The organism is Rubinisphaera italica (assembly GCF_007859715.1).
GTDB classification, from domain to species: domain Bacteria; phylum Planctomycetota; class Planctomycetia; order Planctomycetales; family Planctomycetaceae; genus Rubinisphaera; species Rubinisphaera italica.
Genome location: NZ_SJPG01000001.1, coordinates 1,214,474 through 1,240,415 on the forward strand (window position 1 = coordinate 1,214,474; position 25,942 = coordinate 1,240,415).

Sequence of the window (25,942 nt, forward strand, 5' to 3'; positions counted from 1 at the left end):
TAATTTGCATGCGAACTCTGTTTTTGACTCGCCTGCTGGCTTGTTCGACGAGTCTTTTGCGGTTACTTTCCTGAAAGCGAACACGTGTTGTTTGTGTGATCATTTTACGTCTGTAGGCATTGCAAAAAATTTGCCTCTGTTTTCGAGGCAGTGTGGATAGTTACCCTTATGGTCGATGGAAATTCATATACGGATCGGATCGTCATTACCGGAGTAGGCTTGACCTCTCCGAATGGCAATTCGCTTTCGGAATTTCGTCAGAATCTTCTGAGCGGAAAATCAGGCGTTGTTCCTTATCAGACTCGCTACATGGGAGACGTTCTGGCTGGAGTCTGTGATTTCGATACACTCAAGTATCAGAAACGGAAAGACTTACGACGTGGGACGCGTGTAGGGTCGGTTTCCGTTTATTGTGCAAATGAAGCGATTATCGATTCTGGTCTCGACTGGCCGAATGTTGAAAAAGATCGTGTTGGCGTTTATCTGGGAATCACTGAACACGGCAATGTCGAGACGGAAAACGAAGTCTACGAAATTTCTCAGTTCGATTACGACACGTCTGTCTGGACGCATCATCACAATCCCCGCACGGTCGCCAATAATGCTGCAGGGGAAGTGACGATCAATCTGGGCATTACTGGCCCCCATTTGACGATCGGAGCGGCCTGTGCCGCTGGAAATGCCGGATTTATTCAAGCTGCTCAAATGCTGCGATTACGCGAAGTCGATCTTGCTATCGCCGGAGGTGTTTCCGAGAGTATTCATACCTTCGGGATTTTCGCCAGTTTCCAAAGCCAGGGAGCTTTGGCTCGGCATGAGGATCCTACAAAAGCCAGCCGGCCATTTGATAAAGATCGAAATGGTATCGTTGTGGCTGAAGGGGGCGGCATCTGCACTGTCGAACGACTCGACGATGCTCTGGCTCGCGGGGCTAAAATATACGGGGAAATCATCGGTTACGCGATGAATTCGGATGCCAAAGATTTCGTGTTGCCAGATTCGAATCGGCAGGAACAATGTATTCGCCTGGCTCTGAAACGAGCGGGTATTACACCGGATGATATCGATATTGTGAGCAGTCATGCGACCGCGACCGAGCAGGGCGATATTGAAGAATCTCGCGCATTGAGAAATGTTTTCGGTGGTTGCGAGAATGTTGCGATCAATAATACAAAGAGTTTTATTGGTCATGCGATGGGAGCAGCCGGAGCCTTGGAGCTTCTGGGAAACATCCCATCATTTGAAGACAATACCGTTCACGCTACAATCAACCTCGACAACATCGATCCTGAGTGTGCTCTGGATCAACTCGTGGTCAATCATCCTCTGAAAAAACCGAACATTCAGTGCATTCTCAACAATTCGTTTGGGATGCTCGGTATCAATTCGGTAGTGATAGTCAAAAAATACACTGAATAAAGTGTCTTATTTTCAGAGGGCATCAGTCACCTGAGATCGAACGATTTCGGCTGTTAATCAGGTGAATAGTTACACAACTTAATGGAGAGTTCCCGCATGTCACCGGCAGAAATCCGGCAGGTTATTATTGATATTCTCGCCAAAATCGCACCCGATGAAGACCTGTCCAATCTGGATGATGAAAAGCCATTTCGTGAGCAAATGGAACTCGATTCAATGGACTTTCTCGACATCGTGATGGAGTTGCGAAAGCTCTATCGTATTCAGATTCCGGAAGAGGATTATCACAATCTGGTCTCAATGAACAGTACGGTCACCTACTTGACGCCACGGCTCAAAGACGCGTGAGTTGAATTCAGTCTGCCTGAACGAGTTATTTTATGAGGGTGGCGGGGGCGCTCTCGAAGAGAAGTCCCCGAGCTCAAAACATCCGGGGGCATCCGCTAACGCGGAGCGCCCCCGCCACCCAGAAGATTAACTTGTGGCTGCTCATTATCTTACGGATACTGTCGGAGTTCGGATTCTTGCATTATGAAACGATTATCATCGGAGCCGGGTTGTCGGGCTTGGCAGCCGGGATTCGTTTGGCGTATTTCGATCAGAGCGTCTGCATTTTAGAGCGTCACACGACCATCGGCGGCCTGAATTCGTTTTATCGTCTCCGTGGTCGCAATCACGATGTTGGCCTGCACGCCGTAACGAATTTTGCAAAACCGGGAACCAAGTCCGGTCCTTTGAGTAAATTGCTGCGTCAGTTACGTCTGTCCTGGGATGACTTTTCCCTGTGTGAACAGAATGGCTCATCGGTTGTATTTCCGGGGGCTTCACTTAAGTTCGATAACGATTTCTCGCTGCTGGAGTCGGAAGTTGCAGAGAGTTTTCCTCAGCAAATCGACAATTTCAGACGTCTGCATCAATTTCTGCTTGAATTCAACGAACTCGATCTGTCTCAAGAAGCGGTCTCTGCCCGGAAAGCGGTTGCTGAATTTATTACGGATCCCTTATTACTTGATATGCTGTTCTGTCCGCTCATGTTTTATGGCAGTGCTCGCGCAGACGACATGGACCTGAATCAGTTCGTGGTCATGTACAAGAGCATCTACATGGAGGGCTTCGGACGTCCTTTCAAAGGCGTGCGGCCGATTATGAAGGCTCTCGTTCGAAAATACAAAGAATCGGGCGGTATCCTCAAGCTGAGAGCCGGTGTGCAGGAGATACTGCTGGATGGCAATCGAGCCGTCGGTGTTCGACTCGATGACGGGACCGAAATTGCTGCGGATCGTGTCCTTTCCTCTGCTGGGCTGGCAGAAACATCGAACCTGTGCAAAGACCAGCTTCCGATCGAACCTTCAGAGCGTCAGCCCGGAGTTGTGACGTTCAATGAAATGATTGATGTGATCGATACCGAGCCGGCTGACCTGGGGCACGATCAAACAATCATCTTTTTCAGTGAAACCGAAGAGTTTCATTACCAGAAGCCTGATCAACCCTGCGATTTGCGCAGTGGAATTATCTGTTCTCCGAATAACTTTCAGTACGGAGAACGGCTCGAAGAAGGGATTGTTCGCATCACGGCTCTAGCCAATCATGACTACTGGCTGGGACTGGAAGATGATGCTTATCAGGCCGCTAAGCAGGTGTGGGCCGATAAAATTCGGGAAACATCGTTGAAGTATCTACCCGATTATCGGTCTCACATTCTCGATACCGATTCCTTCACACCTCGAACGATTAAACGCTTCACCTGGCACGAAAACGGCTGCGTTTACGGCGCCCCGGTAAAACGACTCGATGGCACAACGGGCATTGACCATTTGTACCTATGTGGCACCGATCAGGGGTTTCTGGGGATCATTGGCTCAATGCTTTCTGGAATTACTATGGCCAATAACCATTGTTTGATGGGGTAATTCCAGTTCGCTTGGGACAGATTTCTCTTCAAGTTTCCCTGTCTGAAAAGTCGATGAACAGAAATACTGATAATGGTTTCATGAGGAAATCATCCATTTCGATTACGGCTCCAGGGAAGGTTGTCGATGCGAACACGACTTAAACTCTATACGGGCGAAGAAGATACCGGCTACGCCGAAGCACCTCAGGTTAAGGTTCGCCTGGACGAAGTGTGCGATATCCTCATCGAAGCTTCCCGATTCCGTCGAACCTGGCTTTCTGACTTCGAAGGTGAAGAAATTCAGGTTTCAGAAGACCTGTACGAAGTGATCTCAGCTTATCGCCAACTCCGTCCCGGTGCCTGATATCGCTCAAAATAAGTATCAACTTACAAGCACGAAGCGCAAGCGAGTGAGTCAGTGAATATCACACTCTCTTGCACTTCGTGCTTGTACCGTTTACGCTTAATTATAAGAACTTCCCATGATCATCAGCAGACCGTTTCTGAGACGCTTGCTGGCTTCCAGCCTGATCTCTGCTGGGATCGTGATGCTATTTCTCCTGATTATCATTGGCTACCAGAGAAGTCAGATTTCGGTCCGCTCACAGATCTATCTGCGGAAAATCATTCAGCGTGATTTTCCAGAGGAATTTCAAAATTCTCAGGGATTACGAGTCGTCACTGAGAAAATCGCTATTAATGACGATCAAGCCATCGCCACGGTGAAAATTTCTCAGCAGCAGTCCTGGTTAAGAACTGAATTGCAACTCACTCGTCAAGATGCCAGTGGATGGCAAGTCAGAGGAGTATTGGGCCTGAGTTCAGCAGACTTTCCTGCCGTTAATACTCATAAAGCCAACCCAGCTCAGCAGTTTGATCATTCCCTGAACCAGGAATTGAAGACGGCTTTCGGTGGGACCCAGGGAATTGTTATTCAGCGATATTAGTGTGAACAGATTTGAATCTTAGCGGTTGGCTTAGAGGTCACTCAGGAAGCGGTCGTAAGCATCGTCCTCATCGGAAACCGTTTTTACATCGGCATCAGAGGAGACACCTGCCATGAACGAATCATCTTCCTCGGCTTCTTCATCGATGAGATCGTCAAGTTCATCTTCTGTGAACTGAATTGGAGAATCGTCGTCAGAAGACTCAAGTTCACCAACCGAGATCGTTTCTTCATCGTGTGAAATTGGGGGAACCGTTGATGTTAATTCCACGTCACCATTGATGGTGTCTTCAGAGACAGATGAGAGCGTTTCATCCATAGCCGCAGATTCGTTCAAATCGTGAATTCGAATCGAAAAGGCAGCAGGACCAAGACGAATAATGTCTCCTTCATTCAACTGATAAGGTTGATGAGGTTCCAGCTTATTCTGATTGAGATAAGTCCCGTTTGTGCTCCCCAGATCGATGAGATGAGCTTCGTCATGATCGACTTCGATACGACAATGCTCTCGACTCAGTTCATTGGAGACGACTCGAATATCACAATGATTCTGACGACCGATGATTGCTCGTTCTCGAATTATCAAACGCTTCACGTTTGATCGCTTATTGCTGACTTCGAGTTCGATATACATAAGTGTATTCCGGCAGGGAGTTTCAGATGGGATAATATTCTGAGGAGTGCTTTCAAAAGCCTATCAATAAATAGACATGCTTTCAATACCATTTTTTGAAAGTAATTTTAATCCCTATTTTTCGAGTTCAGTCGGAGATTTCAAGCCAGAATAGGAATTGGTCTCCAGGAATCGCTCAGATAGACCTATTCTTCCTCCCGGTTGATCCATTTTACTTCATATTGTTTGTAAATTTCTGAATTCCAGCGAATCAGTAAATTTCGGCCTTCGTCGTAATTCATCATCATGTAAGGGGCTAATGGAGAAAAAAGACTTCCCTGAGAAGCTAGGAATTCCCGTCGAACTTTCTCAATTTCACTGCGATTATCGACACGTACAACGTTAATGTACCTGCGGTCACCTCCCCAGGCCAGGCCGATGTCTCCGTCTTTCATATCTCTGAAAACATTTTCCATAAAATCATTGGTGACTCCACCAAAAATGATCGGGATATCTGAGATTTCCAGTGCAGGTGGCATAAATGGGTTCGGGTTCGGTGCAGAAGATCGAGTCAACCACGTAAACGGGCCGGTATAGCTGACAACAAGCGATTGTGAGCCTTCTTTTCCGCTTTCCGTTTGAGATTCCAGAGTTTCCCCCCAGGTTTTGTCACTGGTGCGTAACATTTCTGCAACTTCAGTTGCCCGTTCTTCAGCTAACTTCTGAGCCTGAATACTGATCCAGGCTTCTTTGACCAATTCCTGGACACCTTCTTCATCCCAGGTTGGGGTATGTGTTGCCATGAAATCAATTTGCCAGTGCAGGAATCGATTGAATGTTCTCGGATCTTCAGCGTCGAAGACAATGTATCTCTGTCGTTCCAGCGATTGCAGGTCTGAAACATTGAAATGCTGTTCGACAACAGTTACGGCTTCTGTTCGTTGAAAACGATTGGCAGCCGGCTCTGTGGAGCTTCCAATGGGGTGATCCTCAGATTCGCCAAGCTCTTCAGCCGAGTAATAGGGAGTTTCTACATAACGTAAGTTATTCTTTTTCGCATATTCGTCGGCTGCTTTTTGAACTTCGACAACGATTTCAGCTCGGTTGGAGTCATCAGCGGATGCGTATCTGGAATTGATTTTGAACAGTTCGCCACGTGCTTCTGCTGCAATCGACTCCATTTTTTCAAGGACACGATCAGTTTTCAGCTGAGTGCGGATTTGCTCTTTGAGGTTGTCGTCGAGTGGTTGAAACTCCGGAAGTGGTTCCGCTGCTTTAGGGGGAACTTCAGCTTTCATCTCTTCTTTGACAGGCTCAGCTGGCGTTTCAGTGGTTCCTGCAGGAGCAGGTGGCTCTGAAGTAGATGCTTCAACAGGTGGCAGAGACTCAGCAGGTTTTGGAGTTTCCTTCGGTGCTGGAGTTTCTGCCGGTTTTGGTGGAGTTTCAGCTGGTGCAGTAGTTTCAGCCGGCTTTGGGGTTTCAACTGGTGGTTGAGTCTCTGTCGGTTCATCCTGGATTCTTGCGAAAGCGTCACCGAATGGCTTACGGATCAGAGAAGATTGTGGCTCGCTGGTTCCTTCCGGGACAGCTGGCTTTTCTGGGGTAGATGTCCCTGTCTCAGGTGCTGGCGTTGCCGATGGTGTAGATTCAGGAGCCGGGCTGGTTGTCATTTCTGGCTTAGGAGAAATGGATTCCGCTGGTTTGGGAGCCTCGGACGAAGTCTTCTCGGGAGATGGGATCGGTACACTGGTTGATTCCGGAGCAGTCATTCCAGGACCGAGGAGTGGACCATCAAGAGGTGGACTATCGAATGGATTCTCGCCAGACAGATTCATCCCTTCTGTCTGATTAGGAAATTCACCGGGAACGTTATTGCGGTAAAGATCTTTATTCGCTTCATAAAACGCGGTGACATCTTCCTCGGTCACTTCGGGGATTGTCTTGGCGACTGTGTCGTAATCAATTTCGATATACCCGAGCTTAATCCGTCCCGGTTGGCGGAAGCCTGGTTCAGGGCCGCCGGGAAATTGATCTTTGTATTTTTCAAAGAGCTCTTTGAGTTCATCTTCTTTGGGAGTTCCGACCTGATCCTTAAATGATTCGACAGAAATCGGGACCACCGCCAGTTCCTCGCTGACATTAATTTTCTGGTAAGCATCCCAGTAGTTCTGAGGAGAGGCAACATATTGTGGCATTAACTGCCGTCGAATCGATTGGGTAATCATCTGTTCGCGAAACAAATCGTACAGTTCGGTATCGCTCAAATTCATTTCCCGCAAGATGCGTTTGTAATCGGCTTCGCTCAATTTGTTATTGGTGGCTTGATCAATATGCATCGAAATTTGGTCGTTTGACACGGCGAAATTGATTTTTTCCGCTTCTTTGAGCATCAGGATATGCATCAAGGCTTCCTGAGCAGGATCTCCATTGCCGCCGAACTGAAAACTTCGCAGCATTTGGTAATTCGGTTGCTCTTCATTGGAATTGGCAGCCTGAAACGCACGTGTCAGGAACTCATTGACGGCTCCTCGGCGTTGAATTGTGCTGTTGAGTTCCGTCTCAGAAATCTCACCAAATGATGTTTTGACGGCTGCATTTGCGGTGTAATCAATTTGAAATTGATTTCCCAGAATACCTCCAGCGACTCCGCCGACCAGCAACCAGACCCAACTATGCTTCGCTTTCCCGGAAAGCCACCAGGCCAGTCCCAGGCCAACCAGGCAACCGAAAATCGGTGGGAATGCAGCCATGTTTTGCGTCAGCGAGTCGAGCACGACAAATGCGAACATGGCCAGGCCGGTTAAAACGACCATCAAAACTTTTTGGTGCTTACGAAATACCGCGAACGGAGATTTCATTGTGTATCCTTACAAACTGCTTCTAGAAGGTCCAAAGTCAGTTCTCTGTTCGCAAATCCAGAAAAGAGAAAACTTTGTATTATGATTTATAGTGTCTGATAGTGACCAGCCGAGTTGGCAGAATCCGCTATCAGCGGATGATAATCAGTGGTTTCCAACAAGTGAACTGGGACTGTAATTGATTTTCACTCTCCCCGACAAGCGAGTTTCCCGGAACTTGTTCTGGTTGTCCACTCTTGACAGTCGACCCTCTCATCATTTAACCCTTTGTCGGAACTTCACCATTCGTTTACATGGTCACATGAGAGATCAGGACCGGTGTTGCGAACATCTTTCGGGAGTTGACTGGCTAATTTTCGTAATAGAAATACGTCAATCAGCAAGGATAGTTGGACATAAATGGTCGCAAAAAACAGTAAATATAAAGCCTTAGTGATCGTGGAATCACCTGCCAAAGCCAAAAAAATTGGCGGATTTCTCGGCAGTGATTATATGGTTCGTGCCAGTGTCGGGCATGTTCGCGACCTGCCCGCCAAAGCGGCCGACATCCCCGCAAAATTTAAAAAAGAGAGCTGGGCCACCCTTGGTGTGAACACAGAAAAGAATTTTGAACCTCTTTATGTGGTGCATCCGGATAAGAAAAAACTGGTCAAAGAACTCAAAGATTTATTAAGTGATGCTCAAGAGTTGATCATCGCGACCGATGAAGACCGCGAAGGGGAAAGCATCGGCTGGCATCTGGTGCAGTTACTCGAACCGAAAGTTACCGTCAAACGGATGGTGTTTTCGGAAATTACGAAAACTGCAATTCAGGAGGCGATCCAGAATACTCGTCAGATTAACGAAGATCTGGTTGAGGCTCAGGAAACACGACGGGTCCTCGATCGATTGTATGGCTATACTTTGAGTCCTTTGTTGTGGAAGAAGATTGCCCGGGGACTTTCTGCAGGACGTGTGCAATCGGTCGCCGTCCGTCTGCTCGTGCAGCGGGAATTGGAGCGTCTGGCCTTCAAGTCAGCCAGTTATTGGGATTTGAAAGCCGAATTGCAAACCGAAAAAGAAGGGCGATTCGAGGCGACTCTGTACTCGCTCGACGACCAGAAACTGGCATCTGGTAAGGATTTCGATGAAACGACCGGCAAGCTCAAAGAGAATGCCAAGGTCCTGCTGCTCAATGAAGAGCAGGCGAATGCGTTGCAGAAACGATTGCTGGAGGCTCCCTGGTCGGTCTCTGAAATTGAAGAGCGTTTTTCAAACCGTAAGCCGCCCGCTCCATTTATTACGAGTTCTCTGCAACAAGAGGCCAACCGTAAGCTGGGAATGACGGCTCGTCAAACGATGCAGATTGCGCAGCGACTGTATGAAAATGGTAATATTACTTATATGCGAACAGACAGTGTTTCGCTTTCCAGCGAAGCCATCAATGCGGCTCGTGGTCGAATTAAAGATTTGTACGGCGATGATTATTTGAGCGATTCGCCGCGGCAATATACTGGAAAATCTAAGAATGCTCAGGAGGCTCACGAAGCGATTCGACCAGCCGGAACAGAAATGAAAACCCCGGAAGAAATCGGACTTTCGGGTCAGGAATTTAAACTCTACAGCTTGATCTGGAAGCGGACGATGGCTTGTCAGATGGCAGAAGCCCGTCTGAAATTTTTAACGCTCACAATAACAGCCGACGAAGCCAAATTTCGTGCGACGGGCCGTCAGGTCGTCTTTCCAGGGTTTTTCCGAGCCTACGTTGAGGGGAGCGATGATCCCGAAGCTGCTCTGGATGACAGCGATTCTATGCTGCCCGAAGTGCACGAAAACGAGTCGCTCAAGTGCAGTCAACTCGATCCTGTCGGACACGAAACCAAGCCGCCCGCCCGCTTCACGGAAGCGTCGCTGGTCCGAAAACTCGAAGAAGAGGGCGTCGGGCGCCCGAGTACTTATGCGAGTATTTTGAGCACAATTCAGGATCGCGGTTATGTCCGGAAAGACAGCAATCAGTTGATTCCAACGTTTACCGCGATGGCGGTCACTCGCCTGCTCGAAGAGAATTTTCCCAATCTGGTGGATACGCAATTCACAGCCGGAATGGAGCAGACTCTCGACGATATTTCCAATGGTCAGGCAGAACGATTGCCGTATCTTGGACAATTTTATGGCGGAGATAATGGACTCGAATTGCGTGTAAAAGCACGTGAAGAACAGATTGATCCCCGAAAAGCCTGCACGCTCGAATTTACAGGTTTGAACTCTGCCGTCCGCGTTGGTCGCTACGGTCCTTATCTGGAAAAAGAGGAGGGGGGCGAACAGAAAACGGCTTCGTTGCCTCAGGAAATTTCACCAGCCGATGTGAATGAAGAGCTTGCGGCAAAGCTATTTGAACTGAAGGAGCGAGGCCCACAATCTCTGGGAATCCATCCCGAAGAGGGCTTACCAATTTTTGTGTTGAGCGGTCCTTTTGGTCCGTATCTGCAATTGGGAGAGAATGATCCAGACGCGGAGAAGAAGCCAAAACGAGTTTCGATTCCCAAGAATATCGATCCCACAAAAATTGAACTCGAAACGGCTCTTAAACTGATCGAATTGCCCAGAACCGTCGGTCAACATCCTGAAGATGGCAAGGTCGTCAAAGCGGGGATTGGACGCTTTGGTCCTTACGTGCAACATTCTGGCAAATACAAAGGTCTGCCCAAGGATGTCGATGTGCTGTATGTCGATTTGCACACAGCCGTCGAACTGCTCAAACTTGCACGAACTAAAGAAGCCCCTAAGCCGATTCGGGAAATTGGCAAGCACCCCGAAGATGAAGAAATGATTGGCATCTTCGAAGGACGCTATGGTGCGTATGTAAAACACGGAAAAATCAACGCGACGATTCCGAAAGATACCGACCTGGAATCGATCACGCTTGCTCAGGCGCTGGAGTGGATTGAAGCGAAAGCCGCCAAGAAGGGTGTAAAGAAAAAGTCGGCTAAAAAGAAAGCGACTAAAAAGAAAGCTAAAAAGAAGTCTGCAAAAAAGAAAGCGGCCAAGAAGAAGTCAACCAAGAAAAAATCCACTTGAGTTGAGTAGCAATTGGAAAATTCCGGCGGGTTGCATCTGCTGATAATCCCATTGGCAACTCTATTATTGTATGTGCGAACGAAGCCAGCATTCAAATAAGAATGTTGGCTTCCGGCTATAATAATCCCCCAAATTCTATGATTTCTTTCGCTCTGCATGTCCCATAAGGCACTCGCTTTACGCTTATCAGGTATAGTGTGCGGGTTTATCGATTATTTATTGATTAATCTGAGATTCCTTTGCATTCAAAGTTGCAATGTGTTTCATCACATACTGAAGATGTGTGGAAATATGTTTACCACGCAGAGGGGAGTTTACATTTGCAGGCTGAGGAAGAGTCGGCCAGAAGGATTAGGACAATGCGAAATTCAAAAGCGGTTTATCAGGGGGCATTATTAAGCATGGGTTTTTGCTTGATTGCAGCCATGGCGACGAATGTGGAAGCTCAAGGAAAAATGAATCGCGGGAAAGATCTGAGGCAAGAAGACCGAGCCCGTCCGGGAACATGGGATCATGTGGATGAGTTGGCCGTGGACCTTGCCAACCTGGCCCAGGATTTGCATGACGAAGTGCATGTGCATCTGGAAGGGCATCAGTATTTTCGGCACATTGATGGTCATGCTGAGAAAATTGAAGAACTCTCCGAGCATATCCACGACCTGGCTCACGAAGGTGGAAATATCAGGCACCTCCGCGAAGATGTGATTGAACTCGATGAAGAAGTACACCACGCAGATGGAGTCATTACGGATATCGCTCGCAAAGGAGTTCGAGCACGCGATTTCGATGGGGGAGTTCGCCAGACTCGACGAATTGTTGATGCAATGATTGCCATTTTGCATCACTTAGAAGAGGATCTTACAGAGATGGATCCTTCTTATCGAAATGCCCGATATCGACCTGATGTCGATGATCATCTGCATAATCATCGTCGTCCTTCAGAAGAATATCACGATCGATATCCTAGTCGCTACGACAGTCGAGATCGATACTATTACAACCGTTCACCCGGCCATATGCACCATAATCATATTCGATAAGTTGTAGATTATCGATTTCGAAAATTTCAATGAATCTCACAGACGCACGACTTCCTGTTGTGCGTTTTTTTTATTTGATGGAGACAAAGGATCCGGAATGTTGAGCGGCGATTTTCTCTCCACAGAAAATTGTTGAGGTCAACTGCAGTCGACCTCTTCCTTTCTTCTGGTAGATCTTCAGAAAGCGATCCCATTGAGCATCGTCTTCAGTTCGACACTCGGCTTCAAACGCATCTGCGATTGGGGTTAGAAACGTAGTTTCGCTCGTTTGTACTACGATTTTAGGAGATTCCTGCAATTCTCGCATTCGTAGATTGATCAATAACCAGCAAGCAAGAATTCCTGCTGTCGAAATGCTGCCGCCGAATGCGGTCTCTCGATGATTGACATTTTCGCCCAAGGGCAGAAGAATCCTGGCCCCTTCCCAGGTCGCTTCCAGCACTTCAATTCCCATCGCTTTACAGACGGGAATATTATTATGCAGGTACTCGGTCCACTGTTCGGGATTCAATTTGCTCATTGAGATTATTTGATTTTGCGAGGCGATTGAGAGAAATACGACTTGGTGATCAACATTACTCGATCGGCAATTTGTTAATCAAAAATCATTGGCGACAAGTATGGTCCTGCTGCTTATTCTTTGTTGAGAATCTCTTTCCGTATTGCGGATAGTTTTTCGACAATCTCAGGATGCTCAAGCCAGAGGTTATCCTGCTCACCTTTGTCGTAGCCGAGATCATACAGTTGACCTTTGGGGCCGCCAGAGACGGGAGCAACTTTACTTGGCTTGGTGAAACCACTGGATCCTAAATTGGTGATCAATTTCCATTGACCACTGCGAATCACATTCCCGGAGTGATGCTGCAGCATCACACGCTCACCACGTGGCCAGGGCGAATCCGTTGGCAATTCGATGAGCTGTGCGAAACTGCGTCCGTCCAACGCTGAAGAATGGTCGCTGGCCACTCCGGTTATTTCTGAGACCGTTGGTAGCAAATCAATAAATCCGATCGTCTCATCACATTCCGACCAGGCGGGAATCTGATTGGGCCAGCGCATGATGAAGGGAACGCGATGACCACCTTCCCAGGCATCTCCTTTCATACCCCGAAATGGTCCTGCGCTGTTGTGGTGGTAGCGTTCTTCATCAACATCGTACCAGGTGGGACCGTTGTCACTGGAAAAAATAACCAGCGTGTTTTCGGCGGAATTCGTTTTATCGATTGCATTGAGTACGCGTCCGACAACGTCGTCGACATGGGCGACAAATTCGCTGTAAAGGCCGGCTTCACCAAGACCACGAAATTTATCAGCCGGTAACCAGGGAGTATGCGGAGCAGGCAAGGCCAGATACAGGAACTGAGGTTTTTCAGTATCGTTGAAGTCCTGCTGAATTGTTTCAATCGCTTTCGTCGCGAAAACATCCAGAACATCTTCCATGATAAAATTCCCCGCCCGCAAGCCTTCCCGCCAGAACGCTCCCTGAATCGGGCTCCATCCGGGAGAGGAACTTGCATCGATGGGAATTGTAGGGGGAGGTGAAGCCATTTTATTTTCGATGTAATAATAAGGGGGGATATCCAGAGATGCAGGCATTCCAAAATACGATTGAAAGCCACGATCAACCGGTCCACCTTGCAACCCCGCGGCGAAGTCGTAGTCGTAACCATCTTCAAAACCGAGGTGCCATTTGCCAATCATTCGAGTTTGATAGCCGGCTCTCACCAGGAGTTTGGGAACCGTATCTTCCTCTGTTGAAATCAATGGTTCCTTCCGCCAGTCTCGATGATGTCGAAAAGGGTATCTGCCTGTCAGTAAGCCGTAACGTGAAGGATGACAAACTCCTCCAGCCGCGTGAGCATCGGTAAAGCGCATTCCTTCTTTTGCCAATCGATCAATATTGGGTGTAACGCACTTTGATTGAGAGTTGTAGCATTGAGGGTCCCCATACCCCATGTCGTCGGCAAGGATGAGGACGATATTAGGTACGCTGGTGATTTCTGCAGAAAATACTGAATTTACCGAACCAATTGTTGGATACAATGTCCATGCAGCCAGTATGAGTGTCGCTATTCTTTGTAGTAAGTATTGAGAAGACTCGTTTCGATCGTTACGAGGCAGAGTCAGTTTCCAAAGCATATTATCTCCTTAGAGTGGGACTTGATCAATGACGCTGGGGGCTTTCATGGAGTATCAGGGACAGGCATCAGTCGGTCAATCAAACGCCGCGAGTTTCTGGTATTAATACAGAAGATACATGAAACGTAACAATTATGGCGTCGCCACTCTTATGGATCGGTGTGGATCTGAGAGCAAGCGGACTGTTGGTATTGCACGGACTCTGGAATCAAAAAACGCATCCGACTGTTCAGCGAGCAGGGGGGGGCCGATCCGCAGTCAGCAAAATGGCCCAGCAGCCGAACTCTCAATGGCACGCATCAACGTTGACGGTGAATGGCAGCCGACTCCAGAGCGAGTTGAAGCCAAAGCACCCTGTGTGGCAGAAATTTGTTCCCGGTACATCAAATAGTGCCACCAGCGACTATCTTCCGATTCCCCATTTTACACCCGAACGAACTACAATGCTCGTGTGTAAATCCATAAGTCGTTGATTGTTATGCCTTCGCAATAGTTCGAGTCCATGATGGTGACCTCGTCACTTGTTGACATTCTTTCGAACCTGGAACCCAATGGTTAACAGAAATCGTGGAACGCAAAAAGCTGCTCAAAGCCGGAAGGAAGATCGGTCCCAAGTTGCGAGAGATGATGTCGATTGTGAAGTACGAGTCGTTCCTGAGATGGGGCCGGGAGCAAGATGTTGTGTGAGACACACGTCTCGGCGGACTGCTGAAGAGTTATTGGCGTGAGTCGCGCATTCCGTTATTACATAAGAGCAAAGCCCGCCTTATTTTGTATGGAGAATAGAGTCTACACAATAGTGAAGTAAGTCCCCGTGATACCAAATTCCCCCGCGTTATAGGTGTTTCTCCACTGGTTGGGGGTAATTACCAGATCACTCTCGACATATCCCTGGTCGATCCCATTCAAGGTCCCGCTACTTCCCTGCAGCATCTGCACCTGACTGCTGCTGAAATCGATCGTAGCGATCAGTCGATCTCCCGTGATCGGAGTGAAATTGACCCAGACATCGTTGTGGGCGTATTGCCATTGATTATTGATAAAACGAACGGCCAGAAAATGTTCCGCACCATTGGCGATAACCTCTCCGGCAAACCGCGTTTGAACGCTTAGATAGCTGTAGAGAATATATCCTTCGCCCTTCGCGTTATCCTGGCCGGGAATCCCATAACCCAGGCTGGATGGGGAAATGTCAACTCTTGTGCTTGGCACCGCATCTGTCAGGCTGATGGTCAACGAAGCCGTGTCGTCAGGGGTCATGCCCACTGCAGTGTCGTCGACCTGAACTCTTACATCCAACGCAGGATTCGTTTCAAATTGGAGAGTAACACCCGCTCTGAGATACAACTCACTGCCAATGATTTCAAACAGGTCAGCATCAGCACCGGTCAACGAGAGTTGATTGCCCGTGTCTGAACCGACAGGAGTTTGCACGAATGTTCCGAATGCAACATTGATGGAAGGTTGAGAATTGTATCTTGAGAATGAAGTCATTGCATGATCAAAGACGATGAACTCTCCTCCATGCGAAGTGAATAACAGGGTGCTGCCATCTTTGCTGATATCCAGATCTGCTTCACCACCGAATCCGGGAACAGCCAATTCGTTGATGATATTTCCAGCGGGATTGTGTTGGCGAAGAATTTCGTGATGAGCTGCGAAGAAATTGCCATCAGCATCGATTGCAATCGCGCGGGCAACATAGAATAGATCGATACTTCCCAACGATAACATTGTCTTTGGATCGTATTTCGTAACGCGGGTTCCATCGGCACCAGTCGCGTTGCCTCGCGTAAACGTATAAAGGAATCCATCGAGCCCAACATTAATGTCGATAGGACTTCCGATATTAAATCTTTCATAGTCGGAAAGATCATTAATATTCACTCGAACACCACCACTGGGGGCTCCTTCATTTGCAGTTTGCATGTCAGCAATGAAGAGATAATCCCCGTAGGCAGTGATTGCTCCATACGTCAAATTCCCAACTGTACTCAGTCCCGGATAAAATGTTTCTGTAACTTCGCAAGTTACTGGGTTAAAAGAAAACAGGCTGGGTCCCTGGAAGACGTGCAGTGCCGATCACAGTTTCTATCCCCAGTGGCGACCTTCGTTTGTCACTGCAATCGCTCCTCAGGATCGTTGCCACTTGAACGGGTTGTGTGTTGTTGACGGGAAGCCGAAATATGTAACCGCGTTGGGCAAAAGTGACGAGCCGGCAGGCTGGCGCGATAACAAAGCCAGCGGCGGGGTTGTTATGGATATTGAGAGCAATGAAGTGATTGCACGCGGACTTTCGATGCCGCATTCTCCACGCTTTCATGAGGGAAAGCTCTGGGTATTGAATTCAGGAGCAGGGGGGATCGGCTTCATCGATCAGGCAACGGGCAATTACGAATCGGTCGCTAAACTCCCTGGCTTCACACGTGGCTTTTCGATCCAGGGTCGGTTTGCGTTTATCGGATTATCGCAGGTGAGAGAGTCCGCAATCTTCAGTGGAATTGAAATTGCACAGCGTCCTGAGTCCGAATGCTGGTCGGGTGTCGCAGTAGTGGACCTGGTTCGTGGCGAAACCATCGCCTGGCTGCGATTTGAAGATGCCGTTCAGGAAGTCTTTGCGGCCAGTATCCTGCCCAATCGAATCTGGCCCGACCTGATTAACGACGATCCCGAACTTATCGGCCTCAGTTATGTCCTGCCCGACGAAGCCCTCAAAGATGTCCCGGACGATATGCGTTCAACGTCCTGAAATAGACTGTGTCTGCCTGGAAGACTTTTTTCGACTTGCCAGGTTTCTTGTGAACGGTCTCGTAAAGATCTCCAATCTTCATTCTAATCTTTACGATTACTTTTCGAATCAAACCTCTCTCTGTTTTCACACTGTTCAAACAACGAAGCTTGGTCAACGCAATCATCCCTTCCCCGGTAGGACACGAACGAACTCAAATTTCCGCTATTCATCCATCAAAAGTAGAAACAGGCGCTGCAAAATACAGTGCAAATGATGCAGGATTGATGCAACTGCTAACGCTCTGGCCTCGCTTGGCCTGCGAGAGATAGCACGTCAATGAATGTGTAGTTGTAGTAGAATGTAGATAACCGTCCTGAATGCAACTGAATTAGTATGGATCGCCAGCAATTCCAAAAACAGAAATACTCGATTATTCCGCAGTCTTCTCGCTGGTTTTTGATATTGGGCTGGATCGAGTGCTACTTGTCGAATCCTCGGCGGCTTTTGAGTTCAGGATGTGAGAAGGGAAGTCGGTTATTATTCAGAGACATGCTTCAACTTTTCAATCAAACGCGATGAGTCTCTGTTTTCAATTCGCCCTGCTCCATCTGGAAAAGGCAAAGTATAAAAGCGTCATCAAGGTTATGTTTCGGGTTGGCGTTGTAAGCAAAAACGATGACTGGAATTAATCCCAGTCTGGCAGAAGAAAGCGAATCCCTCTCATTTTTGATGAGAATAGTGAATATTCCACCAATTATGTTGGAGAATATCGAAGCCGAGAATGCCACTGATAAGAGAGAATCTTATTGAATGGCAAAATTGTGCTCGGATGTTTCTTTCGGAAAATCGAATTGCTCAGTGTGTTCGGCTAAGGGGCCACTTAATTCGGCATCTTCCGTCGCGTCATCGCCATTGGTGACAATGATCAGGACCTCATGAGGTCCACCTACAATACCACGTCCCTGCTTGGCTGTGTTGTACACACCATTAATGATTTTTGCTGTTCCCTGCGGACCGGAATTGCCTTTCGATTTATCGGGAGTAAAGACGATAGAACCTCTGGGAGCAGGTTGATCTTCGAATGTGACAGTTCCGGAGACATCAAAACGCTGGGGCCCATCGTTGCCGGAGCAACCTGCCAGAATGAATAAGGGGATCAGCAGTAGTAACTTTTGTATGGAAATCGCAGAATTCATGGGCCCGTTTTCACGAAAGTGGAGTTGCTGGGAATGACGGAGATTTAAGTTTAAAACTCCAGAGTTTTCGCTTCGTTGCCATCCCGGCTTGCGGTCGCCAGATAGAGATCGATGTCGACATTTTCGGAGGTGAATTTGACGCCTCCATCTGACATCAATAGCTGGGCTCCCCCTTGATGAGGACTGCTGAAGCTCATGCTGTTGAAATTGCCGGAAACAAATCCTTGAATATTAATGCCGAACTTGACGTTCTTTGTCATGCCGCAGGAATGTTGAGCACATCCGCGAGACCAGGCACGCGGTGCGACCGCACCAGTGAGATATTCATTCGCAGACATCTCTCCGACCATAATGGTATTTGAGGTTCCATCGATAATATCACGAAAGCGTATTTTCGTATTGGCTCCGAGGACTCCCTGACCAGAGCATTCATTTCCGGAACTGCAATTGGGAATGGAGGTTCCTGCGGATGGATTTTCGCATTGCAACTGATAGCCTGTCCCAACTGGTCCCATATTGCCCACATAATGACCAGCAAACATCTGGCCTAATACGACATCGCTGCTGTCGATGATCGTTTCGTTGACATGATCGGAATGAGTTTTACTCGAACTGGGACATTGATAAACCGCGGGGACGGAATTGACTGCTCGACGATTAGGTCTTCCTCTCCAGCCTTGAATCGGATTGAACTGGTCATATAACGCGGAGGCTTCCACAAAGGGAAGAATCGCCACGAGATAACTGTGATTTACTTCCCCAAAGGCAGTGTTTTCATTGCTGCTGGAAGTAATTGGACCGGTCGCTTTGAACCCTCCCGGCGGGAAAACGGAATAGACATCGTGATAATTGTGCAGGGCCAGTCCGATTTGCTTCATATTGTTTTTGCAGGCAGAACGGCGGGCGGCTTCTCTGGCTTGCTGCACTGCGGGGAGGAGCAGGGCGACCAGTATGGCAATGATTGCGATCACAACGAGCAGCTCGATTAGCGTGAACCCCCGCGGTGAATGTAAATGTCTATTTCGAATCATCATCTGGAAACTCCTGAAAGAATTAGGAAAGGAGAAATATGATTTAGAACACCTCTTGAATAACTTCCCCACCAAGAACGGTCGGGATTTCTTCTCGATTGTTATGCAGATAAGTCAGTTTGTGCTGATCCAGCCCCAAGCTATGGAGCAGTGTGGCATGCAGATCGTGAGGGGAAAGGGGACGTTCAACAGGAACATAGCCCAGCTCATCAGTGGTGCCAATCACCTGTCCACCACGAACACCGCCACCGGCTAGCCACATGGTGTATCCAGCTGGAGAATGATCGCGACCGCGGCTATCCCCCGTGCGATTTCCTTCTGTTGTTGGAGTCCGACCGAATTCCCCACCCCAGAGGACGAGCGTCTGATCGAGTAATCCTCGTTGTTTCAAGTCCTGAAGTAAGCCAGCCACCGGCAGATCGGTCGCTTTCGCACGATTGGTATGATTTCCTTTGAGAGCTCCATGGGCATCCCATCCACCGTTTCGGAGTTGGATAAATCGCACTCCCTGCTCAACCAGACGGCGGGCCAGCAGGCAGTGTCGACCAAACTCTGCTGTTGGTTTTTGATCGATTCCATACATCTGTTGTGTTTCAGCAGTTTCGGTCGACAGATCGAGGACTTCGGGGGCGGTCATCTGCATTCGGAATCCGAGTTCATAAGATTCAATCCTGGCTTCCAACTCAGAATTGCTGGCCTGCTGAGTCAGGTGTTGCTGATTCATCCAGTGAATGAAATTGAGTTGCTTTCTGCGGTCGGCTGTCGAATATAGATCGGGGAGTTTCGAATAGGGGACACCACGTTGATCATCAATGAGTGTTCCCTGGTATCGAGCAGGCAGAAAGCCGGTTCCCCATCCCGGGCGTTGTGGAGCGGGGCCGGTCGTGTTGGAAGACATGACGACAAAGCCGGGAAGGTTTTCTGCTTCGCTTCCCAAACCATACGTGAACCACGAGCCCAAGCTGGGACGATCTCCCAATCCTGAACCGGTTAACGTCACACATTCTCCCGGACCATGGACTGGAATCCGATGATTCAGCGAACGAATTACACACAGATCATCGACATGCTTGGCCGTATGTGGAAGCAGATCGGAAACTTCGATTCCACTTTTTCCGTACTTCTGAAAAGAAAACGGAGAAGCCATCAGTTTCGAATTGACACCTGATCGTGGAATGTTAGGAACATTCCCGACGATACTGGCGGGAACCGGTTCTCCTTCCAGTTTGGTGAGGGTCGGTTTCGGATCAAAAGTGTCGACATGGCTGGGGCCACCCGACATAAAGAGGAAGATAACACTCTTCACGTTTGATGGAAAATGAGCTCCCTGCAGATGACGAGCCAGAGAATGATCAGCACAAGCAACAGAATCACCCTGGAGCATTGCGTTCAGAGCAATCGCTCCTAATCCGACACCAGCTTCGCCTAATAGAACTCGACGGTTGAATTGAAATGGATTCACATGTCACCTGAAATAAATATAAAATAATGTGTTTGGGATTGAGTCGAACCAGAGTCAGACTCAGGGTAGATAGACAAATTCATTCAGATTGAGCATCGCATGACAAAACTGAATGAGTTGCATGTCTTCAGATTTCTCCTCACTTATGTCAACTGGAGAAGACGGATCTGAAAAAAGCGAGACGGCCTGTCGCTTCTCAACTTCAGTCGGTTCGCGACCTAATGTTCTGATAAATACATCATTAATCTGGTCGGATCGCTGATTGCCTGCGTCCGCCTGAACCAGTTCCGCTAGCTTCTTTGCTCGACTGACCACAAAAGGACTGTTCAGTAGATAGAGCGGTTGTAAGGCTACCGTGGAGACATCCCGGCGAGAACAACTCTTGATGCCATCCGGGGCATCAAACATGGTCATCACATCGGGAAGTTTGCTGCGTCTCTGAGTGAGATAGATTGTCCGTCTCAGTTGTTCTTCGACGTGTTGAGGCGGGATGCTTGGGCCACCGATTTTGCGATTCAATTCACCAGTTGCTACCAGCACGGAATCCCGGATCGCCTCGGCTTCCAGACGTCTTTGGGGCCAGCGCCATAAGTATTTGTTCTCGGGATCCTGCTCTAGTGATTTCGGAATTAAATGGCTGGATTGCTTGTAGGTGTTCGAAGTGACAATTAAACGGTGGAGATGTTTTGTACTCCAGCCGTTCGACAATAATTCGGATGCCAGCCAGTCGAGCAGTTGAGGGTGGCTCGGCAAAGAACCGTGAGTGCCGAAGTTGCTCGGTGTTGAGACAATCCCGCGACCAAAATGTGATTGCCAGATTCGATTCGCCCACACCCGAGCGACTAGAGGATTATCAGGACTGGAAAGCCAGTCGGATAATGCCTGACGTGGTGTTGGTGAAAGTTCGGAAGGAACCGTTCCCAACACCGCAGGCCAGCCCGGTTCGACAGGAAGTCCCGGACTTCCTGGAACTCCACGGACAAGTATGCTGGTTTGCTGGCGTTTCAAAAACTCAGGGGAATAGGGGAGCGGAGAGCGATTCACGACTCGCAAAAATTCGACATCGGGATTTCCCGTCACGGGGGAATAGTATCCCCAGGTATGAGGCGCATAGTCAGCTGGGTTGATTTTCAGTTTCTTCGCTTCCGACATGTAAAAATTGTAAGAAGATTTTGAAAACCAGTTTTTGATTTCTTCAGCCGAAATCTGTTCGGCTTGTTGAAGTTTCAGATTTCCCATCTGACCTTTGGAAAAGAAGGCGAGAAAGCGATAGTAATCTCGTTGTGAGAGTGGCTCGAATTTATGATTGTGGCACTGTGCACATTCGAGTGTTAAGCCGAGCAGAGAACTGGCGGTGTTATCGACGATGTCGAACATCACTTCGGTTCGCTGAATTTCCTTATCCATCTGATTTCCGCTGATCCTGGCAGCTGCCAGAAAACCGGTCGCCACCAGAGTTTCATCAGACTGGTTTTCGAGTTCATCACCAGCCAGTTGTTCTTTCAGGAATTGGTCATAAGGTTTGTCGCTGTTAAAACTGTTGATGACATAATCGCGATATCGCCATGCGAAGGGACGGGGAATATCGTGCTGAAATCCCTGACTTTCTCCCCAGCGTGCCAGATCGAGCCAGAAACGTCCCATGCGCTCGCCGTAGTGGGGCGAGTTGAGAACCTGTTCTACAAGTTCTTCGTAAGCATCCGGTGAATCGTCATTGAGAAAGCTTTCGGTTTCTTCAGTCGTGGGAGGGAGACCGAGTAAATCCAGATACAGCCTACGAATTAAAATTCGCCGGGATGCGGGTTCGGATGACTGGATGCCATGCTCGTGTTGACGGGTTGCGATGAAGGCATCGATCGGGTGAGCCTGCTGAGTGGCTGGGAGCGTGCGAGGGACTTCGGGTCGAGAGATTTTCTGGAAGGCCCAATGATCGGATTCCAACCGTGGTGCAGGCAGCAACTCATCATCCCACGCGAGACCTTGATCAATCCAGGCTCGAAATTTAGCAATTTGAATTTCGGAAAGTGGTTCGTCATCGGGAGGCATTCGTCCGTCATCTGCTTTCGATGTCAAAATATCAATCAGATGACTCCGCCTGCTATTCCCCGGTAGTACAAACGCTTCGCCAGTGCTGTAACCTAGAAATTCATTCCGTACATCCAGTCGATATCCGGAATCCGGAAACTCTCCCGCATGGCAATCATAACAGCGTTCTTTCAGAATAGGATAAATATCATCCCGGAAATGAATCGGCTCTTTCCAGACGAGTTGCTGAGGCATCTGTGGCGACGCTTGGCCGGGGGAATGATTCGAATCTGACTGCAGAAAGTTGTAGACATCGTCCCATGAACGGGACAGAATCAAATCGCCGATACGAATTCGATCCTCGCTTTCTGTTTTCACTCCCGTGGCAAAACCAGCCCAGCGGATTTGATTGATACCCTGCTGTTTATTGAGTGTGAGCAGAGGCTGATCGACATCCTCAGCTGTGGGATTCACCCACAACTGGAGTTGACTGTAATCGTTACGTTCGCCTGGTTGTTCTTTGGAGACACGTGCTATGACGTGATAAGTTTTTCCAGGTTCCAGTTCACGGTGACTCCAGGCGGTCTGTTGAGAACCAAAGCGAACCATAAACACATTCTTGCCGCGACTGGGACCACGGTCAGCCAGATGTACTCCGATATTTGGTACCTGTGAATTGTGGACAGCGCGATCACTGCCATCAATTCTGTCGAGCCAGAGAATAAAAAACTCAGGATCTGTTTGAGTCGCAGCGATTTCGTCTGGCTCATACAAAAAGCGATACCCGACAAACAGTTCTTCATCCGTAAAAGTTTCAGCCAGTTGTCGTCGCAGGGGATTATTTCGATCTCCCGTTCCCATGATTAAGACATCCTGCCGTGAAGTTTCAGGAGTATTAAATGTAGACTCCACGATTTGAGGAGGCAGAATTCGAGAAGTGATCCACGGGCCGAGCCAGCCTTTCGAATCTACGGAATTCGAGGAGAGTCTGAACAAATCCAGATCCTGAAAGCGTTCAGCGGCAATCCGATCTGTCTGCTCGGCTGCAGATAATGAACGGACTTCATTTAAGCAACTGAATGTAAATAAAATCAGCAGAAACGAACAATAAGTTATTCGTTTGCAATCGGCAGCATGAATCATTCTGCAACTTTCTGAGGGAAGGTTGAAGTAGGGGGAGGTGAGGCAGGAACGATCGTGCCCGTCGATTCGAGAACCTCTTGAAGTGATCTGGCAATCACCAGGCGATCAAACAAAAATCGATCGTCAGGTTCGGTATCTTTCCCCATGCGAATTCCGACCACAGTGAAAGACTGCTTGCGCATGTCATTAAATTCCACATGAATGTCTGGTTCGCTTGGCGAAATCTGTTGTGGATTCACCCACAAATCGATGGCGTGAAATTTCCCTTGTTGATTCTTACGAAGATGTCCGACCAGGCAAAAAACGATATCATCAGCCGGGACGCTGAAATATCCTGCTTCATTGACGGTCATGCGAGCAAAATATTCGCCGAATCGAATCCCTGCGTTGGGCGACATGGAATGACTTGTCCCTTCGCCGAAATGGTTATCGAACCACAATGAGAAAAAATCGTTCTCATCGAGACCCTGATAATGCCCGAGAAAACTGAAGTAGACTTCCTCTTTGATTGGCGATTCCAGTTTGATGTGCATCCGATTGGCAATGGAAGGATATGCCGGGTTACGACCATTCATTTCAAGAGCGAAATGTCCGCCATTTAAGTCTTGCCATTGCAGAGGTTTCTGCAAAAACACCACACGTGCGAAAGCCGAATCCAGATTCAAGGCATTCGGCTTCCCTGTGAAAGCAGGGGAGAGGTGGGAACGAGGATAAAAATCTTCACCCAGGATTACACTGGCTGGAAACGTCTCCATGGGAGCCTGAGTTTCTGGATTTGGTATTGGGTATTCGCTGTCTTGATGATGTGGCGTTTTTTCAGAAGGCGGGTAAACCCCTGTGCGAGCGACTGCTAACTGTTCAAAAGAGGGAACCGAAATCTGATCTTCAGAATCGACACCCTGCAATTTGATTTCAGGAGTCTGAGAATTGTTTTCAGAATATCGAGAGTGTTCTTTTGCCGTTAACAGTAGACTCTCTGAAGCGGCGACCTCATTCCGCGATTCGACTTTTACTTCTCCTTCGTAAACCTGAACATTCGCCTGTCCGGACTCATCAACTGATGCCCCAAACTTCGTTCCCAGATCGACAATCCGTTTTTGCGGCGTCAATACTGTAAAGCCTTCCGCACCTTCAGGAACAACCGCAGCCAGCTTGCCCTGATGCAGACAAGCTTGCCAGGCAGAGCAGAGCTTTAACTCGGCCGGTCCCTCGAGGACAACGCCGGCTCCGCAATCGAACGCTATTCGAATTAATCCCGATTCCAGCTTGAGTATCTCGTTTTTATGAAACGATGTTCCGTACTCGACCGAAGCACGACCATCACTCCAGACGACATCCTCACTGTCGAGTAAAACCGCGACCACTTGATGGGGCTCAACGGTATCGGTTACAGCGATTTGCTGAGGGGGTTGCTGATCTTTAGTCGGATCGCTTGTTATCCAGTAGATCGCTTGTGTACCAAAAACTAGAAGCACCAGACAGGCTTGCCAGAAACGGGTAAAGCGATTGCCTTTTACTGTCGACGACAACTTAATGACTGGATCAGCATCAACTGACAAGGGGATTTCCAGGAACTCTGAGGAAGTTGTGTTACTTTCCGTAAGCTCCCACTTCAATAAACTGTCTGTCCAGATTTGTTGCACGTAAAGTTCTCGACATTCGGCAGAGGAATTCAGCAACTGATCCAGTTCCTGCCCCTCAGAATCATCGAGCGATTCCGAAAGTCGTTTACCAAGTAATGCCTGAAAACGAGGTAGCGAATGTAAGTTATCAGATTCGGTCACGAGATCACCTCCGGTTGCAGGGCCCGCTCTACACATTCTCTGAGTAAACTCCGTAATCGATACAGCGACATTGAAATTGCATGAGGCGTCCGTCCCAAAGTTTCGGCAATCTCATTAACGGCTACATTTGACTGGTAACGAGACCGCAATAATTCTCTCTGCGATGGAGAAAGTTTTTTCAGGCAACGCTGCAGCTCTTCTCCTTTGCGATCGATCTTCTCGGCTTCCCGCATCGAGAGCTCGGCCATTTGTTCCAGAGCCTCATCACTCAGCGAGTAGCAACTCTTGCGGCCTTTCGTCTTCAAATATGACAGTGTTTGCAAATGAGCAAATTTGCAGGCCCACGAAGCAAAGGTTCGGCTGGTATCAAATTCCTTACGCTTTCGCCACAACACAAGATTCGTTTCCTGGAGCACATCCTCAAGGTCGGTGTGATGTCGAAGCAATGTCCGTAAAAAGGCCGTTAGAGTCAGTTGGTGCGAAGCAATCAAGCTGACAAATTTCTCATCGGATGCAACCTGCTGGTCAATTCCAGAGGAGACGTTTTCTTGTATATGAAACTCGGGAATGGAAATGCCTTCAGAAGTACAGACTGATAACTTTTACC

General features: G+C 48.3%; 20 protein-coding genes. 9 read left to right on the forward strand and 11 right to left on the reverse strand.

Features of this window, described 5'->3' with window-relative positions; all coding sequences use genetic code 11:
- The first annotated feature begins 168 nt into the window (after nt 1–168).
- The 5 genes from Pan54_RS04705 (at nt 169) to Pan54_RS04725 (ending at nt 4,257) form a co-directional block, all read left to right on the forward strand.
- Nucleotides 169–1,419, forward strand: a complete 1,251-nt coding sequence (locus Pan54_RS04705) for a beta-ketoacyl-[acyl-carrier-protein] synthase family protein (protein WP_146502414.1) — start codon at nt 169–171, stop codon at nt 1,417–1,419.
- A gap of 96 nt (nt 1,420–1,515) precedes the next feature.
- The gene (locus Pan54_RS04710) at nt 1,516–1,767 is read left to right on the forward strand and encodes an acyl carrier protein (protein WP_146502415.1); all 252 of its coding nucleotides are present in this window, start codon (nt 1,516–1,518) and stop codon (nt 1,765–1,767) included.
- Between the two features lie 131 nt (nt 1,768–1,898).
- Entirely contained in the window at nt 1,899–3,329 is a 1,431-nt protein-coding gene (locus tag Pan54_RS04715; protein WP_242631214.1) for a phytoene desaturase family protein, read from the forward strand.
- A gap of 126 nt (nt 3,330–3,455) precedes the next feature.
- Nucleotides 3,456–3,674: a hypothetical protein gene (locus tag Pan54_RS04720; protein ID WP_146502417.1), complete on the forward strand. Its 219-nt coding sequence runs from the start codon at nt 3,456–3,458 to the stop codon at nt 3,672–3,674.
- Nucleotides 3,675–3,792: 118 nt separating this feature from the next.
- Nucleotides 3,793–4,257: a hypothetical protein gene (locus Pan54_RS04725; protein WP_146502418.1), complete on the forward strand. Its 465-nt coding sequence runs from the start codon at nt 3,793–3,795 to the stop codon at nt 4,255–4,257.
- 30 nt (nt 4,258–4,287) lie between these two features.
- Here the strand turns inward: Pan54_RS04725 and Pan54_RS04730 are convergent, their stop codons facing one another.
- Together Pan54_RS04730 and Pan54_RS04735 are read right to left on the reverse strand one after the other, a co-directional pair.
- Nucleotides 4,288–4,890, reverse strand: a complete 603-nt coding sequence (locus Pan54_RS04730; protein WP_146502419.1) for an FHA domain-containing protein — start codon at nt 4,888–4,890, stop codon at nt 4,288–4,290.
- Between the two features lie 185 nt (nt 4,891–5,075).
- On the reverse strand, nt 5,076–7,727 hold the full coding sequence (locus Pan54_RS04735; RefSeq protein ID WP_146502420.1) for a hypothetical protein: 2,652 nt from the start codon (nt 7,725–7,727) through the stop codon (nt 5,076–5,078).
- 399 nt (nt 7,728–8,126) lie between these two features.
- Between Pan54_RS04735 and topA the strand changes: the two genes are divergently transcribed.
- Together topA and Pan54_RS04745 are read left to right on the forward strand one after the other, a co-directional pair.
- A complete protein-coding gene (topA, locus tag Pan54_RS04740) occupies nt 8,127–10,784 on the forward strand; it encodes a type I DNA topoisomerase (RefSeq protein WP_146502421.1) in 2,658 nt (885 codons plus the stop codon).
- 359 nt (nt 10,785–11,143) lie between these two features.
- Complete coding sequence (locus Pan54_RS04745; protein WP_146502422.1) at nt 11,144–11,824, forward strand: hypothetical protein; 681 nt, start codon at nt 11,144–11,146, stop codon at nt 11,822–11,824.
- Between the two features lie 70 nt (nt 11,825–11,894).
- Here the strand turns inward: Pan54_RS04745 and Pan54_RS04750 are convergent, their stop codons facing one another.
- Both Pan54_RS04750 and Pan54_RS04755 read right to left on the reverse strand, forming a co-directional pair.
- Complete coding sequence (locus tag Pan54_RS04750; protein ID WP_146502423.1) at nt 11,895–12,344, reverse strand: YiiD C-terminal domain-containing protein; 450 nt, start codon at nt 12,342–12,344, stop codon at nt 11,895–11,897.
- Nucleotides 12,345–12,457: 113 nt separating this feature from the next.
- Nucleotides 12,458–13,963, reverse strand: a complete 1,506-nt coding sequence (locus Pan54_RS04755) for a sulfatase family protein (protein ID WP_146502424.1) — start codon at nt 13,961–13,963, stop codon at nt 12,458–12,460.
- A gap of 118 nt (nt 13,964–14,081) precedes the next feature.
- Here Pan54_RS04755 and Pan54_RS04760 point away from each other — a divergent pair, with 118 nt between their 5' ends.
- Entirely contained in the window at nt 14,082–14,354 is a 273-nt protein-coding gene (locus tag Pan54_RS04760; protein ID WP_146502425.1) for a hypothetical protein, read from the forward strand.
- A 398-nt stretch (nt 14,355–14,752) separates the two neighbouring features.
- On the opposite strand, the gene Pan54_RS04765 is transcribed toward Pan54_RS04760, so the two are convergent.
- The gene (locus tag Pan54_RS04765; protein ID WP_146502426.1) at nt 14,753–15,892 is read right to left on the reverse strand and encodes a hypothetical protein; all 1,140 of its coding nucleotides are present in this window, start codon (nt 15,890–15,892) and stop codon (nt 14,753–14,755) included.
- A gap of 124 nt (nt 15,893–16,016) precedes the next feature.
- Between Pan54_RS04765 and Pan54_RS04770 the strand changes: the two genes are divergently transcribed.
- Nucleotides 16,017–16,712, forward strand: a complete 696-nt coding sequence (locus Pan54_RS04770) for a TIGR03032 family protein (RefSeq protein WP_146502427.1) — start codon at nt 16,017–16,019, stop codon at nt 16,710–16,712.
- A gap of 785 nt (nt 16,713–17,497) precedes the next feature.
- Here the strand turns inward: Pan54_RS04770 and Pan54_RS04775 are convergent.
- From Pan54_RS04775 to Pan54_RS04800, 6 genes are read right to left on the reverse strand one after another with little or no spacing between them, the layout of a single operon-like run.
- Entirely contained in the window at nt 17,498–17,890 is a 393-nt protein-coding gene (locus Pan54_RS04775) for a hypothetical protein (protein WP_146502428.1), read from the reverse strand.
- Nucleotides 17,891–17,940: 50 nt separating this feature from the next.
- A complete protein-coding gene (locus Pan54_RS04780) occupies nt 17,941–18,924 on the reverse strand; it encodes a DUF1559 domain-containing protein (protein ID WP_146502429.1) in 984 nt (327 codons plus the stop codon).
- A 40-nt stretch (nt 18,925–18,964) separates the two neighbouring features.
- Nucleotides 18,965–20,383 carry a DUF1501 domain-containing protein gene (locus tag Pan54_RS04785; RefSeq protein WP_242631215.1) on the reverse strand — a complete coding sequence of 473 codons (1,419 nt, stop codon included), beginning with the start codon at nt 20,381–20,383 and terminating at the stop codon, nt 18,965–18,967.
- 60 nt (nt 20,384–20,443) lie between these two features.
- Nucleotides 20,444–23,551 carry a PSD1 and planctomycete cytochrome C domain-containing protein gene (locus Pan54_RS04790; protein ID WP_146502430.1) on the reverse strand — a complete coding sequence of 1,036 codons (3,108 nt, stop codon included), beginning with the start codon at nt 23,549–23,551 and terminating at the stop codon, nt 20,444–20,446.
- Complete coding sequence (locus tag Pan54_RS04795) at nt 23,548–25,335, reverse strand: FecR domain-containing protein (RefSeq protein ID WP_165441587.1); 1,788 nt, start codon at nt 25,333–25,335, stop codon at nt 23,548–23,550. The genes Pan54_RS04790 and Pan54_RS04795 overlap by 4 nt, the downstream gene beginning before the upstream one ends.
- The gene (locus tag Pan54_RS04800) at nt 25,332–25,826 is read right to left on the reverse strand and encodes a sigma-70 family RNA polymerase sigma factor (RefSeq protein ID WP_242631216.1); all 495 of its coding nucleotides are present in this window, start codon (nt 25,824–25,826) and stop codon (nt 25,332–25,334) included. Before Pan54_RS04800 ends, Pan54_RS04795 begins: the two co-directional genes overlap by 4 nt.
- Nucleotides 25,827–25,942: the final 116 nt, after the last annotated feature.

Excerpts from the sequence above, each read along its gene's own strand:
- Pan54_RS04705 (WP_146502414.1), top strand. The coding sequence starts at position 169 with ATGGTCGATGGAAATTCATATACGGATCGGATCGTCATTACCGGAGTA.
- Pan54_RS04710 (WP_146502415.1), top strand. The coding sequence starts at position 1,516 with ATGTCACCGGCAGAAATCCGGCAGGTTATTATTGATATTCTCGCCAAA.
- Pan54_RS04720 (WP_146502417.1), top strand. The coding sequence starts at position 3,456 with ATGCGAACACGACTTAAACTCTATACGGGCGAAGAAGATACCGGCTAC.
- Pan54_RS04725 (WP_146502418.1), top strand. The coding sequence starts at position 3,793 with ATGATCATCAGCAGACCGTTTCTGAGACGCTTGCTGGCTTCCAGCCTG.
- Pan54_RS04730 (WP_146502419.1), bottom strand. The coding sequence starts at position 4,890 with ATGTATATCGAACTCGAAGTCAGCAATAAGCGATCAAACGTGAAGCGT.
- Pan54_RS04735 (WP_146502420.1), bottom strand. The coding sequence starts at position 7,727 with ATGAAATCTCCGTTCGCGGTATTTCGTAAGCACCAAAAAGTTTTGATG.
- topA (WP_146502421.1), top strand. The coding sequence starts at position 8,127 with ATGGTCGCAAAAAACAGTAAATATAAAGCCTTAGTGATCGTGGAATCA.
- Pan54_RS04745 (WP_146502422.1), top strand. The coding sequence starts at position 11,144 with ATGCGAAATTCAAAAGCGGTTTATCAGGGGGCATTATTAAGCATGGGT.
- Pan54_RS04750 (WP_146502423.1), bottom strand. The coding sequence starts at position 12,344 with ATGAGCAAATTGAATCCCGAACAGTGGACCGAGTACCTGCATAATAAT.
- Pan54_RS04755 (WP_146502424.1), bottom strand. The coding sequence starts at position 13,963 with ATGCTTTGGAAACTGACTCTGCCTCGTAACGATCGAAACGAGTCTTCT.
- Pan54_RS04760 (WP_146502425.1), top strand. The coding sequence starts at position 14,082 with ATGAAACGTAACAATTATGGCGTCGCCACTCTTATGGATCGGTGTGGA.
- Pan54_RS04765 (WP_146502426.1), bottom strand. The coding sequence starts at position 15,892 with ATGCAAACTGCAAATGAAGGAGCCCCCAGTGGTGGTGTTCGAGTGAAT.
- Pan54_RS04775 (WP_146502428.1), bottom strand. The coding sequence starts at position 17,890 with ATGAATTCTGCGATTTCCATACAAAAGTTACTACTGCTGATCCCCTTA.
- Pan54_RS04780 (WP_146502429.1), bottom strand. The coding sequence starts at position 18,924 with ATGATGATTCGAAATAGACATTTACATTCACCGCGGGGGTTCACGCTA.
- Pan54_RS04790 (WP_146502430.1), bottom strand. The coding sequence starts at position 23,551 with ATGATTCATGCTGCCGATTGCAAACGAATAACTTATTGTTCGTTTCTG.